Genomic DNA, 601 nt, shown 5'->3' with positions numbered 1-601 from the left:
CACCGCCCACGCCGGTGTCGATTTCGTCGAACACCAGCGTCGGCGCCGAACCGCGGTCGGACAGCACGACCTTGAGCGCCAGCAGGAAGCGCGACAGCTCGCCGCCGGAGGCGACCTTCATCAGCGGGCCCGGCTTGGTGCCCGGATTGGTCTGCACCCAGAACTCGACGCGATCAAAACCTTGCGGCCCCGGCGCGGCCTCGTCGGTCTCGACTTGGGTCATGAATTTCGCGCGCTCGAGCTTGAGCGGGGCGAGCTCGGCATTGACGGCCTTGTTGAGCTTCTCGGCCGATTTCTGCCGCGCCATCGACAGCTTCTTGGCGGCAGCGGAATAACGCGCATCGGCCTCGATCGCAGCCTGCTCCAGCTTCTTCAGCCGCGAGGCGCCGGCATCGATCAGCACGACGTCGGCGGCGTATTTAGCGGCGAGCGCGGCGAGCCCGTCGACCGGCGTCGAATATTTGCGCGAGGCGGCGCGCAGGGCGAACAGCCGCTCCTCGATGCGTTCGAGCTCGGCCGGATCGAAATCGGTTGCGGCGAGCGCGGCCTGAAGATGCTGGTCGGCCTCCTCCAGCGCGTTGATCGCCGCGTCGATCGCCCT

General features: G+C 67.7%; 1 pseudogene. It reads right to left on the bottom strand.

The features are described from left to right. Positions 1 to 601: pseudogene (locus MOV74_RS39875) on the bottom strand (DNA repair protein RecN); the annotation flags it as partial.

Origin of the sequence: Bradyrhizobium sp. SHOUNA76 (assembly GCF_023006445.1) — a bacterium.
In the GTDB taxonomy this organism is placed as follows: Bacteria; Pseudomonadota; Alphaproteobacteria; order Rhizobiales; family Xanthobacteraceae; genus Bradyrhizobium.
Note: the sequence above shows the minus strand (reverse complement) of the source record. Positions and strands in the feature narration are given on the sequence as shown.